Origin of the sequence: Thermogemmatispora sp. (assembly GCF_042408735.1) — a bacterium.
Lineage (GTDB): Bacteria > Chloroflexota > Ktedonobacteria > Ktedonobacterales > Ktedonobacteraceae > Thermogemmatispora.
The window spans coordinates 1-14,043 of record NZ_JBHOQV010000083.1; the positions used below are offsets into that span (position 1 = coordinate 1).

9 protein-coding genes are annotated in these 14,043 nt (G+C 60.4%); all 9 read right to left on the bottom strand.

Features of this window, described 5'->3' with window-relative positions:
• Window positions 1-1,667, bottom strand: a 1,667-nt coding sequence (locus ACFMO7_RS06405; protein ID WP_376794687.1) for a condensation domain-containing protein, incomplete at its 3' end; no start/stop codon positions are given.
• Window positions 1,668-1,677: 10 nt separating this feature from the next.
• Window positions 1,678-2,925: a cytochrome P450 gene (locus ACFMO7_RS06410; RefSeq protein WP_376794688.1), complete on the bottom strand. Its 1,248-nt coding sequence runs from the start codon at window positions 2,923-2,925 to the stop codon at window positions 1,678-1,680.
• Window positions 2,926-3,101: 176 nt separating this feature from the next.
• Window positions 3,102-5,141 carry an amino acid adenylation domain-containing protein gene (locus tag ACFMO7_RS06415; RefSeq protein WP_376794689.1) on the bottom strand — a complete coding sequence of 680 codons (2,040 nt, stop codon included), beginning with the start codon at window positions 5,139-5,141 and terminating at the stop codon, window positions 3,102-3,104.
• Between the two features lie 388 nt (window positions 5,142-5,529).
• Entirely contained in the window at window positions 5,530-6,675 is a 1,146-nt protein-coding gene (locus ACFMO7_RS06420; RefSeq protein ID WP_376794690.1) for a hypothetical protein, read from the bottom strand.
• 108 nt (window positions 6,676-6,783) lie between these two features.
• Window positions 6,784-7,515 carry a hypothetical protein gene (locus tag ACFMO7_RS06425; RefSeq protein WP_376794691.1) on the bottom strand — a complete coding sequence of 244 codons (732 nt, stop codon included), beginning with the start codon at window positions 7,513-7,515 and terminating at the stop codon, window positions 6,784-6,786.
• A gap of 39 nt (window positions 7,516-7,554) precedes the next feature.
• On the bottom strand, window positions 7,555-8,814 hold the full coding sequence (locus ACFMO7_RS06430) for a glycosyltransferase (protein WP_376794692.1): 1,260 nt from the start codon (window positions 8,812-8,814) through the stop codon (window positions 7,555-7,557).
• Window positions 8,811-10,097: a glycosyltransferase gene (locus tag ACFMO7_RS06435; RefSeq protein ID WP_376794693.1), complete on the bottom strand. Its 1,287-nt coding sequence runs from the start codon at window positions 10,095-10,097 to the stop codon at window positions 8,811-8,813. The genes ACFMO7_RS06430 and ACFMO7_RS06435 overlap by 4 nt, the downstream gene beginning before the upstream one ends.
• Window positions 10,094-11,782: a polysaccharide biosynthesis C-terminal domain-containing protein gene (locus ACFMO7_RS06440; protein ID WP_376794694.1), complete on the bottom strand. Its 1,689-nt coding sequence runs from the start codon at window positions 11,780-11,782 to the stop codon at window positions 10,094-10,096. Before ACFMO7_RS06440 ends, ACFMO7_RS06435 begins: the two co-directional genes overlap by 4 nt.
• Entirely contained in the window at window positions 11,779-14,034 is a 2,256-nt protein-coding gene (locus ACFMO7_RS06445; protein ID WP_376794695.1) for a glycosyltransferase, read from the bottom strand. The genes ACFMO7_RS06440 and ACFMO7_RS06445 overlap by 4 nt, the downstream gene beginning before the upstream one ends.
• Between the last annotated feature and the right edge of the window lie 9 nt (window positions 14,035-14,043).

Sequence of the window (14,043 nt, forward strand, 5' to 3'; positions counted from 1 at the left end):
GAGAGGCCGAGGGAGAGCAGGAGGCGGGCGAGCTGGTTGGCCTGGGAGTTGAGGTCGTGGTAGGAGAGGGAGGAGCCGGAAGGGAGCTGCAGGAGGGCGCAGGAGGAGGGAGAGCGCAGGACCTGGGCTTCGAAGAGGAGATGGATGGCGGGGGCGGGGAAGGGAGGCAGGGGGTCGGGAGAAGAGGAGAAGGAGGAGAGGAGCAGGTGGCGCTCCTCGGGAGGGAGGAGGGAGAGAGAGGAGAGGGAGCAGGAAGGATTGGAGACGAGGGAGGAGAGCAGGGTCTGCCAGTGGCGGGAGAGGCGAAGGATGGTCTGCTCCTCAAAGAGATCCTGGCTGTACTCAAAGCGCCCAATCAACCGTCCGTCGGGCCGGTCATCTACCTCCAAAGAAAGATCAAACTTCGAAGCTCCAGCGCTCACATCCATCTGCGTAATTGTCCAGCCTGAAGACAAGACCGGTAGCTGTGGCTCAAGCGTTAGCGCCACCTGGAAGAGAGGATTCCAGGCCGGAGAGCGCTCGATCTGTAGCTGCTCGACCAGGTAGCTAAAAGGTATATCCTGATGTTCGATTGTCTCTATAATCTTCTCTCGCACTTGTTGCAAGAACTCGCGGAAGCTCAAGTCGCCCGTCAACTTGCAGGCGAGCGGCAGCGTATTCAGAAAATAGCCTGGCATACTGGCGAACTCTGGCCGTTGATCGCGACTTCCCAGCACAGCGCCGACGACAATCTCCTCCTGCTGAGTATAGCGATAAAGCAGGACCTGTAGAGAGGCCATCAAGAGCATATACAGCGTTACACCCTCCTCGCGCGCCAGTCCTTTAAGGGCTGCTGTCAGCTCCCTGCTCAGCTCAAAGGGGACCATTCCCCCGCGAAAACTTTGGGCTGGCGGCCTTGGGAAATCTGTCGGAAGATCGATCAGCGCGGGCGCCCCCGCAAGAGCCTCTTTCCAGTAGGCGAGCTGCTTGTCGAGAACACTCTGAGTGATGGTAGCCTGTTGCCAGAGGGCGTAATCGGCGTACTGGTGGGTTGGCTCGGGCAGAGGAGAAGGGCGACCGGCAGAGATGGCCTCATAGTGGGTCCACAGCTCCGGCAAAAAGACCTGATAGAGCGTTACCCCATCGAAGATAATATGATGTAGAGTAAGATAGAGGCAATGAAGCTCATTATCGAGCTGAACAAGCAAGCAACGCAAAAGTGGACCTTTGGCCAGATCGAAAGGAAGGCGAGCCTGCTCTGCCGCCAAGCGTTGGGCTTCGCCTTCTCGCTCCTCGGGAGGCAAGCGGCGGAGATCCACAAAAGGCAGTTCCATTGGCTCAAAGGGATGGATCTCCTGGACGGGCAGGCCGTTCTGCTCAGGGAAACTTGTGCGCCAGATCTCGTGTCGTCTAATAAACTCGTTGAAGCTCTGCTCGAAAGCATCGCGCTGCAAGGGACCTGGCAGATGAAGAGTGACGCACTCATTATAGACCGGCCTCTCCCCCACGAGGCGAGACAAAAACCATAGCTGCTGCTGTCCGAACGAGAGAGGAGCGGGCTGGCCCGGCTCCCGCTGGGGGAGGGGGGGCAACAGCTTTGCTGCCAGCAGCTCACCGGCCCCTTTTCGCTGGCGTAGCTGCTCTATCAGTAATTGTCGTATATCTTCTGAAGAATGGGTCTCGCTCATCGTTTACCTCTCACCTTTCCCAAGATACCGGCAGACTCTTAAGGCCACGCAGGCCGAGATTCTCGCGCCAGACAAGTGGGCCTGGCTCCAGCCGTAGGCCGGGCAGGCGGCTGACAATCAGCTCAATAGCGGTCTGACCCTCAATACGCGCCAGGGCGGCCCCGAAGCAGAAGTGACTGCCCCAGGCAAAGGCCACATGGCGATTATCCTCGCGTCGAATATCGAGGCGGTCAGGATCAGGAAAGCGCTCAGGATCGCGGTTCGCGGCTCCCATGACCGCGATCACCGCATCGCGCTTCCGGATCTGCTTCCCACCCAGTTCCGTATCCTCGGGGGCCAGACGAGCCGTGTGCTGGCTGGGACTCTCGTAGCGCAGCAACTCCTCCACTGCCGACGGGATCAGTGAGAGGTCTGCGCGCAACAGCGCAAGCTGATCTGGGTGGCGCAGCAGGCTCAGCACGCCGTTCCCGATCAGATTGGTGGTTGTCTCCTGCCCTCCCACCATCGTAATAATGGTATTTGCAATAATCTCCTCTTCGCTCAGGCGATCGCCGTCGATCTCCGCGGTCAAGAAGGCATGGATCAGGCCCTCGCGCGGATGGCGCTCGATTTCCCTGATCGCTGAGCGGAAATAAGCCGTCATCTCATTGAGGCTGCGGATCACCTGAGCCACGCGATCCGGGTTATGCTGGAAATTTCCGAGCACCTGAGCGAAATCGGCTGACCAGGCTGTCAACTGCTGCCAATCCGCCGTAGGCACACCCAGCATCTCGGCGGTCACGATCGCGGGCAAGGGGTAAGCCAGATCGGCGATAACATCCATCCTCCCCTGGCTCTGCACGCGATCCAGCAAGCTGTTCGTTATATCGCGAATATGCTCGCGCAGCACGGCCACACGCCGAGGAGTGAAAGCCTTTGCCGCCAGGCTACGCACCCGCGTGTGGGCTGGTGGATCCAGAAACAGCATCTGTTTCACCATCACGCGGGCCAGCGGCGTCAGAGCCTGCATTCCCATCGCTTCTAGCTGTTCGGGGGTTGGCGTGCGCTGGGCAGAGAAGCGCTGAAAGACCGTGATAACGTCGGCATAGCGCGTCACCACCCAGGCATGCAGAAATGGGTCCCAGTGAACAGGGTCCTCGCGGCGCAGGCGGTGATACAGTGGATAAGGGTTTGCCAGAACTTCTGGATCAAGTAGATGGTAGAGGCTCAGTGGTGGTTCCTGCTGCTTCGACGGCTTCACCGACCTGGGTTCCTGCATGACGTCTTGGACTCCTCTCGCCAGAAACAACACCGACCAGTAGCCACTTCCGCGGCCACTCTTCCTGTCCTGTCTTGCTCCTGCTCTGACGGGCGGCAGCCGTGCCAGTTGCTCGCTCTCCCCTGCTCTTTCAACCAGCACGGCGCCCGCAAAGCCCTTTCTTTTTCTGAATTCCGCTAGGTATTCTGGAGCTGTTTTAGCAGGCTATAAGCCTCCTGATCGCTCATGGCTGCCAGACGCTCAAGGAGAAGCTGCTCGATGCGGTTAGCGAGCTGGCGCACCGTTGGGGCGGTGAACAGCGTGTGCAGAGAGATCTGGACTCCGAACAGCTCGGTCAGACGCAAGATGAGCTGGGCTCCTAGTAGGGAGTGGCCACCGAGCATAAAGAAGTTGGCATTGACATCGATGGTTGGACGTCCCAGCAAGGAGCAGACCACCTCCGCCACCTGCTGCTCGATGGCGTTGGCTGGAGCCGTTTCCTCATCTTCTGGGGGAGTGGTGCTCGCACCATCTGATCTAGACGTCTCTGGGGCTTCTGATAAGAGTTCAGCCTCCTCGGGTGAAGGTAGTGCCGTCCGATCGATCTTCCCATGAGCGGTTAACGGCAGGGCTTCCATGCGCACGAAGAGCGCGGGAAGCATATACTCGGGCAACTGCTCAGCCAGGCTGGCCCGCAGTTGGGAGGGCGTCGGCTGTCCCTGGGGTGAGGTTACCACGTAGGCCACGAGTTGCTTCTCGCCGGACTGCTGCTCGCGAGCTATGACCACGCTGGCGCTGATCCCCGGCTGCTGATTGAGCAGCGTGGCGATCTCATCCAGCTCGATGCGGTAGCCCCGAATCTTGACCTGGTTATCCAGACGACCTAGAAAGGCGACCTGGCCGTCCGCCAGAAAGCGCGCCTGGTCCCCCGTGCGGTACATCCTGGCCCCGGGCTGGCCAGCGAAAGGATCGGGCAGAAAGCGCTCGGCGGTCAGCTCTGGGCGGCCCCGGTAGCCGCGCGCTATTCCCTGGCCGCCGATATACAGCTCACCAATGGCTCCCCAGGGTACGGGCTGCTGTGCCTCATCAAGAATGTAGAGCGAGGTATTATCGATGGCCCAGCCGATGGAAGGTGGCTCTGTTGGCGGCTCGCTTGTGGCTGGCACGGGGCCCGAAGTGGCCACGACCGTCGCTTCCGTTGGTCCATAGTTATTAACCAGGGTGAAAGGCAGGTCAGGCCGCGGATAGCGGTGCAGGGTATCGGCGCCTGTGAGCAAGAAGCGCAAAGCGGTTTGACGAGGCCACGAGAGCTGGATCACCTGCTCGGCCAGAGGAGTCGGCAGAAAAGCAATGGTGATGGCCTGCTCGATCAGCCAGTCGCGCAGGGCGGGTGCCGAGAGGCGAAGCTCGTCAGAGGGCAGATAGAGCGTGGCGCCGCAGGTCAGATAAGGCCAGATCTCCCAGCCGGTCGCATCAAAGGCGGGACTCGTCACCTGGCTCGCCCTGTCCGCTGCGCTCACAGAGAAAGCGCGCTGATGCCAGAAGATGAGATTCAGCAGGCTATCGTGCGTGATTTCCACACCCTTAGGGCGTCCAGTTGATCCCGAGGTATAGATCACATAAGCCAGATCGGCTGCCGTGGCCGGTTCCTCCTCGATCTCAGCCGTGGGCTGCTCGGCCAACTGGGCTGCGTCCTGGTCTAGAAGAACAAGCCTCTGCAGAGGCAGCGAGCTTGCTTGTTCAAGCTCAAGTCGCCTGGCCAGGCAAGCGCTTGTCACCAGTATGGGTGCCTGGGCATCCGCCAGCATAAAGCGGACACGCTCGCGTGGGTAAGAGGGGTCAAGCGGTAGATAGGCCCCGCCAGCTTTGAGGATAGCCAGCAGACCTACGACCAGCTCGGCTGAGCGCTCCAGATAGAGGCCCACGGGCACACCGGGCCGGACGCCCAACCTGCGCAGATAATGAGCAAGCTGATTGGCTCGCCCGTTCAGCTCCTGGTAGCTCAGTGTGGCGCTTGCGGTCACCACCGCTGGTGACTGCGGACGCTCTTGCGCTTGCCGTGCAACGAGTGTCGGTATGCAGGCATCTCGTGGATAGGCGCGCCTGCTTGCAACCCATACACTGGGTGGCTGTACTGCTTCGCTCGTTAGGAGACGACCGGGATTCTCCTCCGTTGCACCTCTAGCTACCGTTGTCTGCTCAGAGAATTTGCCACTTTGCAACTCTTCAGATCCCATGTGAATAGCTTACTCCTGCAAATAGAGTCACGTGCTGATTATTTGTCCCGGGAGGAGGCCACCATCGCGTCAGTGTGCTGATTGAGCGTAGACAGGCAGCACCCTGGAGTTTGTCCAGCATGTATCGTTAGCGAGCAGCTATCTCCCCCACCATCGTAGCTGCTCCCGCATCCATCGCTTCTCTCTTCTCGCTCCATCGACCAGGCTCTCCGTGCTTCTGCTGGGCATATAGGGAAGATGCCCACCGAGGGTCCTGGCATGACGGAAGGACGAAGAGTGTCAGATAACAGTATACTGCTCTAAGGGCTGGTAATCCTCTCTCGAATGGCTCTTTTGCCTGAACATGATAGCCGTCTTTGTCGGCATTGATGACCGCTTGCAGAGGGATCTAGTCCACCGGAAGAGGGGTACCCTGCTCGGCTGTGGCCCAGATGTGCTGACAGGCGGCGATGCCCTGGCGCATGCCCTCCTGAATAGCGCGATTGTTGGCCGGCGTTTGGGTCTGCTCGCTATAGAGATTGGCGCTCCATCCATAGTAAGCGATCCCGGTTGCTCCATGCTGGCAGAAGCTCTGGCTTTGCTGAGCAATATCGGCGCTACTGGGCAGGGGCCAGCTCAGGCCGGAGCGCGTTGAAGGACCGCCGAAAGCCTGCGCGATCCCAATCAGTGGGGTCTGGGCGTAGTTCCAGCCGCGTTTCTGCAGGCTGGTGAACATGGCATTCAGCGTACTGCGCATTGACCAGTCGTAGCGGCTGGCTGAGGCGTCCTCTTGCGCTTGCAGGACCGTGAAGATGTAGAAGCCGACCATATCGCATCCCTCGGAGGTGAAATTGGCCGCTACCTCATCGTGCCAGCCAGTATCGAAGCCCGTAGGAGGAGAGGCGCCGAAGCCGCAAATGGCCGGGCGCTGCGGCGTATATTGCTGGATCAGGTCGTGGAACTTGACCAACAGCTCGCGAGCGCTTCCCGGGTCCCACAGCACCCAGTCATCGAGCACCCAGTATCCCAGGATGAGTGGATTGGACTGAACCGCTTCCAGATGACGTCTGACAAGCTGCAGAAGGGCCTCCTCGCTCGGGATAGGCACCGAGTCCCGTCCACAGTAGGGATGAGCGCCGGGCGGTGGCGGCTTAACCGTTTTTGTCCGGTGACACTCGTAGTACTGCAGATAGCTAGAAATATAGCCATCGATCACCTGGATATGGGCGGCTTGTAGGGCCTGTCCTAGCTCGCTCTCTGGTGAAGGGGGGTCACCATACTCAAAGACCACGTTGATTCCCAAGGAAGCAGCCTCTGCTACCTCTGCAGGTGTCCCGACGGTGAAGCCGCCGATGAGATGCAGATCCTTGAAGCGGCTCTCCTGGCCGCTAGAGGCGGTCAGGCGCGGGCTGCTGGTCATGAGCTGAGAAACCAGAGGGGAGTGAGTAATGACCCACCAGGGATGGAGTAACAAGCCAATCCCAACGAGAAGGGCCATAACCGACACACTGAGCAGCAAGAAGGCTCGCTTCTGCCAGTGATGCACATGCCTCATACCTTCGTCGCTCCCTGCTCGGCTTTCTACGCAACGCGGCTCGCGGATGGGCGCCGGCCTGGCCCCGCCCAGCTGCCCTGATGCTGCGGCTCTCCCGCGCGTGCCTTGTTAGGTTGTCTCTGGCTCGCGCTGGCTGAAAAGCTTGGGAAGGAAGGTCCTGGCCAGTTCCAGGTTCCCCTCATAGCTGCGATGAAGCCAATGTTCTAGCTTCTGCCTCGGGGTCTCTCCCTCGGCCACCCACCAGATGGGGTGCGTCAGGAGCTGGATGGCCTTCCTTTCCCGGAAAGCCGCCGATTGCAGCGGGTGGCCGTAGCGCCAGCGTCCTGTTGAGTCGCTGATATAGGCCAGGTCGCCACGCTGGGCAAAATGGTAGACCCGGTAGATCGGCCTGGCCTCTTCTACCGGAAGGCTGGCCAGCGTGCGCGGGCTGTGGACGCTCGCGATGGTGCGCTTCACAAAAGGGTAGAAGTGGGCCAGAACCTCGATTTCGTGTTCAACATTAAGGTGCCGACCATGATAATCCTGTAGATCAATGTGCAGAGCGATATCGTGTCCATAAGCATGAATCTGCTCTAAAAGACGCGCACTCTCTGTACTTAGTACATTATAGAATGGCGATGATAACATCACAAAATAGGTAGCCTGGAAGCCTGACTCGTTTTCAACACGTGCAATCTCCAAAGCTGCTTTTAAGCTGATATCGATATCGTGCCTTAGCAGGAGTATACTCTCGCCTCGCTCTAGCTGCTCTTCAAGAGCGTCGAAGAGCGAGCAGCGATAGCCGTGCTCTGCAAAGGCTGAGAGGAGTTGACGGTAGCCCTCTAAGGTGAAATCTTCCACTGCTCTTCTACCTGCTTCTAGCAATTTTAATGGTTCTTTTTAATTTCTTGCGATCTGCTGGTACAGTTTCAGTAGGTGCTCCTGCTCCTTTTCCCAGTGCAGATCGGTAGCGGCGGCCCGCAAAGCGTTATCGCGCATCGTGGCCAGCATCTGTGGCTGGGCGAGCATCTCGTTGATGGTCCTGGCGATGGCCTGGGGAGTCAGCGTCTCGACTACCTTGCCCAACCCGTATGCCTGTACAAGCTCCACCACGGCGGGCAGGGCCGAGGTCAGCACGGGTACGCCGGCCATGATGTACTCGAACAACTTATTAGGCAGAAACATACGGACATTGAGCGAGTAGTCGGGTGAGGCGACGAGCAAGCCCAGGTCTGCTGAGGCCGTCCAGCTCAGCAGCTCGTCGTAGGGGACCGCGGGCAGGAGCTTCACGCGGTCGCCGACCTGTTCTGCCGCGATCAGCTGTTCCAGCTCCTCGGCGGCATTGCCCAGCCCTTTCCCCAAAAGCACAATCGCGATCTCGGGGTCAAGGTAGTGGGCGGCTCTGACCAGCAGATCCAGAGAGCGGTTGGCCTGGAGGCGTCCCTGATAAAGGGCGATACGGATCTGTGGCCCCAGACCGAGGGCCTCGTGCAGACGTCTGCCGCGTGCCACCTCTTGGTAGGGAGGAATGTTACGCACCAGAGCCAGCTTTTTGACCCGATAGCGGCGCCGAAGCTCCTCGACGATCGGAGGAGAAACGGTAATGACCCCATCGCTGGCCGGAATCATGCCTTTCATCAGCACGGCCAGCAGGCGGTGAAGCAACCGTCGGCCCCGGCCCATCGAGGAGAGGGGATGCTCCTCCAGAGGCATCTCGTGGGCCTCAAAGACCAGCCGTTTTCCGCGCAGGCGGGAAGCCAGGTAGCAGGCTGGCAAGGCGGCGACGTCGTGAGCGTGGTAGACATCGGCCTCCGTCTTCAGTACCTGCCAGGTGCCGCGCATGAATAGAGAGGCGGCTCTCAGAAGGGCATGGCGCTTGAAGCGCGATCTGAAGAACTCGGAGGGCAGCCGTACATGCTGCAGAGTGATATCCTGAAGCTGCTCGCGTGCGGGCCGCTCCTGGGACTCCAGATCAACCACGCTGACGCGGCAGCCGGCCCCGCTGAGAGCACGGGCGGCCCGCATCACTCGTACGTCGCTGCTGCCCTGCCCCAGCACGTGCATGCAGACCCGCAGTGGGGGCAGCGCCCTGCTCTGCTCCCTCCCGGCGGCCATGCTGCCGTAGCTGGTCTGCTCGCTAGCTGACAGCTCTGTCGTCAAGACACTCCCTCCTTTTCCTGTTCCTGTTGGGCTGAGGCGCTGGCCGTGGGCGCCGGTAAGGCCGGTAACAGCGCCTGATAGAGGGTCAACAGATGTCCCTGCTCACGGTTCCAGTTGAACTCGCGTTGCGCGATCTCCAGGGCACGCTCTCGCATCCGCTCAAGGCTCTCCCGGTCATGAATAAGGCGGTTGATCGTTGCTGCCACACTTGCCGGATCCAGAGACGGTTCAACGGCGCCCAGCTCGTGAGTCTGGATCAGCTCGGAAAGCACCTCAAGCTGAGAGCTGAGGACGGGGAGTCCGGCCATCAGGTACTCAAAGAACTTGTTGGGCAGGCAATAGCGGATGCTCAGCGAGTAGTCGGGAGGGAACAGGGTCAGGCCCAGGTCCGCCGAAGCTGTCCAGTTCAGAAGTTGCTCGTATGGAACCGGAGGCAGCAGCTTGACTCGCTCTTCTACCCCAAGATCAGCGATCAACCGCTGCAATTTCTTCAGCGTCTGCTCGCGAGCTGCTCCAAGCATGACAATTACCACATCCGGCTCTAAGAAGGGGGCGGCCCGCACCAGCAGGTCGAGGCCGCGATTTTCCTGGATATTTCCCTGATATAAGGCAATGCGGATATCCTGCGACAAACCTAGCTTTTCGCGTAAAAGGTTGGTCCGCTCCACTCGGCGATAAGGCGGTACATTACGTAAAAGCGTAACGCGCTGCCCGCCATATTCGCGTTCGATGAAGGCCACGATAGGAGGCGAGACAGCGATCACTCCCTGGCAACGGCGGACGAGGTAGCCCAGCACGCGACGAGCGATGGCCAGTAGGCGTGGCCAGCGCTGGACAGCCCGGTCAGAGAGTGGCAGCTCAGGCGAATCGAATATCAGCGGTTTTCGCCGCAGTTTGGCCGCCACGTAAGCGGCAGGCAGGCTATGCTCCACAAATGAGTGATAGATATCCGCCTTTTCGCGCAGGAGAGAGAAAATACTCAATAGATTGACGCGAAGCAGCTTTACCAGGAACCAGGGTTTGAAGCGAGCCGGAACGAACCAGGCGGGCAGGACGATGTGCTTCAGGGTGATCCCCTCGCGGATCTCCTGGCGGGGAGAAGAGTGCAATCCCACCACGTCCACGATTGTGACCTGCAAGCCCGCCTCCTTCAGCGCGGTGGCGGTCCTCCACAGGCGTGGATCGCCGGCAGCGGGAGCGAACCGGAGCATGACGACACGCTGACCCTGGAAAAGCGGTCTCGGTTCGCTGGCCACCTCTGGAACATTCGATAGCAGGGTCATAGGCTTCTCTTCACCCTCCTTCCTGCAAGGGAATGGCGCAGACGGATCAGCTGCTGCAGCGGTGGGCGTGCCAACAGCAGCAGAATGACGGCGTAAGCCAGCCAGGTCAGCCCATACAGGGCGGCGGTGCTCAGAGGATCAAGACTTTGAGCCAGAAAAGCCGCCACGCAATAGAGGGCAACCCCGATGGTGAGCACGCCGAGAAAGAAACCGATCTCGAAGGGCACTGGATAGAGCTGGTTGTTCACCAGATAAGCAAGGAGCGAGAGGAAGGCGTAGGCCAGCAGCGTTGAGAAAGCTGCCCCTAAAGCGCCCGAGAGCGGAATGAGAACCACGTTCAGCACCACGTTAAAAATAGCGGCCTCTGCTGTCAGAACCACGGCATACCATGTTTTTCTCTTTATCGATATTCCTACGTTGAAGACATTGTAGATGCCGTAAAAGACCATCGACATAGCTACGAGCGAAATGACTGGCGAAGCGCCGTGATAGCTGTCGGGGAAGAGAACCTCCAACAAAAACTTGCCGGCCAGCGAGAGGCCAAAGGCGGCCAGCAAGAGGACGACGCTGAACCAACGGAAGATCAACTTGAACAGCTGAGGCGCCTCGCGGCGGCGAGCTACGGAGAACATAGTGGTTGGCCAGGCCAGATTGAAGGGCGAAATGACCAGCACGCCCAAGACGTTGCCTAGAGTGTAGGCGATGGAATAGCTGGCGGTTTCAGCCAGTGAACCGAAGCGGCTCAGCAGGTAGCGATCCGAGAGCTGCAGCACCCAGACAGAGATGAAGCTGGCCACCAGAGGCACGCCGAAAGACAGCATATTGTGGGCCATCTCGCGATCGAAGCTCAGGCCGGCCTCCCAGAGGATCACAGGTAGCATTCCGAAGACCACGACGGCGTAGCCGCTGGCGGTACCGAGCAAGGCCCCTGTCATACCCAGATGGAGGGGGCCGACGTAGAGCAGGGTTGCGACCAGCCCCACGAGCAGATTAGCGATGGAGAGCGTCGCGTAGAGCGTGGGACGGTTCTCTGCTCGCAGCCAGGCCAGGCCCGGTACGCTCAGATTCTGCAGAAGCACCACTAAGGCTGCGGCCTGTACTGGGGCCGTGAGCATAGCCGATTGGAAGAGCAGCAGAGCGATGAGGCTGGCCCCAAAGGACATGGCCAGCGTCGCCGCGATCGAGATCGTCAGCAAAAGCCCCACTAGCGTCGAGAGCACGCGCAGTCGCTCGCCGCGCGACTCGTAGTCATAGCCATAGGCGCGGAAGAAAGCGTTGCCCAGGCCAAGCTGCGTGATCCCTGCGATCAGTGAGATGGCTGAGAGCAGCACGGAAAGGGCGCCGTACTCATCGCGCGAAAGCGCATGCGTCAGAAATGGAGCCAGCACCAGCGAGGTCAGAGGACCAGCCAGCGAGGAGAGGGCATAGATCCCGCTGCTCTTGACCAGCGTCCGCAGCTGCCCGACGTAGTCGTTGCTCTTCTCCTGCTTGGCTGCCGGAGGACTGGTCTGCGGCTGCGACTGCGCCGCTGGAACAGGCGTCGCTGGCGGAACCGGCCCTATTGGTCGCGCGATCGGCATCGACGGTCCCGGCGGCGGCTGGTAGCCAGGTGCATAGCGTGGATAGTGTGGCTGCGGCTGCGGCCCCGGATAGACCGGATAGGGCTGTTGCGTTGTTGGCTTCAATCCTCAACTTCCCCCTCTAGACCACTGCGGGCCTCTGTTGCTGTGAGAAGCTGCTCGAGATCTGCCCAGCCAGAGGCCCGTAGCAGAACTCGACGAAAGGCTGCGGGACTGTGGCGCTCTGCGATATAGGCCCGCGCTGCCTGGCCCATCTGCCGACAGAGTGTAGGGCTAGCGATCAGACGCGCCAGCGCGCTGGCGGTCTCCTCCACGTCAGCCGGCCTCACGGCGATGCCACGCCCCTCGGAGAGCAGCAAGGCATTTGAGGGGGGACGAGTTGAGGCAATAACGGCACAGCCTGCGGCCATTGCTTCAAGCACGGCCATTGAGAAGCAGGCGCCACGGGTGCTGGTGTAGAGGAAAATATCGCTGATCGAAAGCAGACGAGCGATTTCGGGCGCGGAGAGTTCTCCCCAGAGAGCGCACTGAGCTTGCAGCTGGAGCTGGTCGATCGTTTGCTCAAGCTCATGGCGCAGCGGCCCCTCGCCGGCGATGATCAGACGTACGTTGGATCGGGCTGCTGGCATCAGGGATTCCAGGGCGCGCGCCAGACTGGCCAGAGCGACATCCAGGCCCTTCTCGGGCGTGAGACGGCAGGCGATCGCCACGACGACGTGCTCCGGTCTCAGCCCGTGCTCCTGGCGGCGGCGAACGCGCTCTTCTTCAGAGAGCAGCGGATAGCGCTCGACATCCACCATGCTGGCGAAGCGTACCACGCGGCTGGCAGGGATGCCAAAGCGGGCGGCCATTGCTTCTACGCCATCGCCAGGCACGCCGGGCGCCAGATACTGGTCGACGAAGCGAGCCGCCAGGCGAAGCATCAAGCGATAAGAGGGCCAATAACACCACTCCTGCACGCGCCCGATAAGGCGGCGCAGGCGGCCACGATGGGCAAGCAGGTGCCGACGCTCGGCCAAATGCAGCGGATGAATGTCCTCCTGCAGGAGCGTCAAATGGCCGTGATCGATGCAGACTACGCGCGCCCCTGCCAGGCGTCCTAGCGGCGCGGAGAGGAAAGCGGAGAAGACCGCATCCTGTGGCAGTACCAGATCGAAACTCTTTCCCCGCCGTAACAGAGCCAGTAGCTTGGCCGAGCCAGTTAAGACGTAAAACCAGACAAACGGAAAATGAGAGGCACCCATCCAGGGGCGACCGAAGCGATGAACGACATATCTCCCCGTTTCCTGGTTAGTGATGGCCCGTGTCAGATACTCCATGCTCCAAAGGTCCGGTGTGACCGCTTCAATGGCTTCCAGCACCGTGAGCACGCCGCCAAGGGCGGGAAAAGCCGGCAGAGGGACGCAGACGCGCAGTCGACCGGCAGCTCTCGCTGAACGAGGAAAAAGGCGAGGTTGCCAGAGGCGCCAGATACGCCCAACCAGAGCATGCCGAACTCGCCACCAACGGTAGCGCAGGCGAGACAGCCAGCTCCTCTGATAACGCTGCCAGCTCCGGAGAGCGCGGGCACAGGCCTCGCTCTGGGTCGCTGCGCTCAAAGCCTCCAGCAGGGCGATCTGCAGAGCCAGCTCCTCTGGACTGACCAGATGGCGCCTCTCCAGATCGCCATAGGGCCAGAAGCCCGCGGCGAACTCGCACAGGCTTTGCTCGAAGGTTGCCAGGGCCTGCTGCAGGAGCCGCCGGATCTCCTCATGGCCGGCTGGCCAGAACTGCACCAGCTCCTGCAGGCTCAGCAAGGCAAAAGCCATCCCGTTGAAGCTGTGGACGGCGGGATAAAGCGCCAGCTCCTCAAAAAAGATCCCGTCAGCGTAGAGAGGAGTGGCAAGGCCTCCGTCCAAAACGTCGCGGCGGAAGGTCTCTAGACAGCGCTCCAGGGCCTGGGCATAAGCCACGGCACCGGTCAGGCTGAAAGCGCGCAGCAGGACGGCCAAGGCGCAGCTCTGAACTATCGCTGACAGACAGCGCGTCGGACCTCTGTCGGGCAGAGCTACGGACAGTGGCCAGCCCCCTGCCTTCTGGCCAATGAGCTGCTCCTGAGCCAGTAAGGACCTGGCACCCTCGAGAAAGAGGCCCTGCTCCTCTGGGTCCTCGCGCTCTAGAGCACGGTTCCAGTGAGCCAGGGCGCGCCAGGCTATCTGCAGAGCCGATGACCTGGCTGAAGGCAAGACTGCGGCCCCAGGAAGATGCAGACAAAGCTCCAGCACCGCCGCAGGATAGGGGCCAGGCTTGTGCGGCCCGCTATCTTCCTCAGACTCACTGCCACTATCCGCTTTTTCATACTCATAAGAGATAGACATTGATCTTCT

Coding starts and splice junctions, on each gene's coding strand:
- ACFMO7_RS06410 (WP_376794688.1), bottom strand. CDS start 2,925: ATGCAGGAACCCAGGTCGGTGAAGCCGTCGAAGCAGCAGGAACCACCA.
- ACFMO7_RS06415 (WP_376794689.1), bottom strand. CDS start 5,141: ATGGGATCTGAAGAGTTGCAAAGTGGCAAATTCTCTGAGCAGACAACG.
- ACFMO7_RS06420 (WP_376794690.1), bottom strand. CDS start 6,675: ATGAGGCATGTGCATCACTGGCAGAAGCGAGCCTTCTTGCTGCTCAGT.
- ACFMO7_RS06435 (WP_376794693.1), bottom strand. CDS start 10,097: ATGACCCTGCTATCGAATGTTCCAGAGGTGGCCAGCGAACCGAGACCG.
- ACFMO7_RS06445 (WP_376794695.1), bottom strand. CDS start 14,034: ATGTCTATCTCTTATGAGTATGAAAAAGCGGATAGTGGCAGTGAGTCT.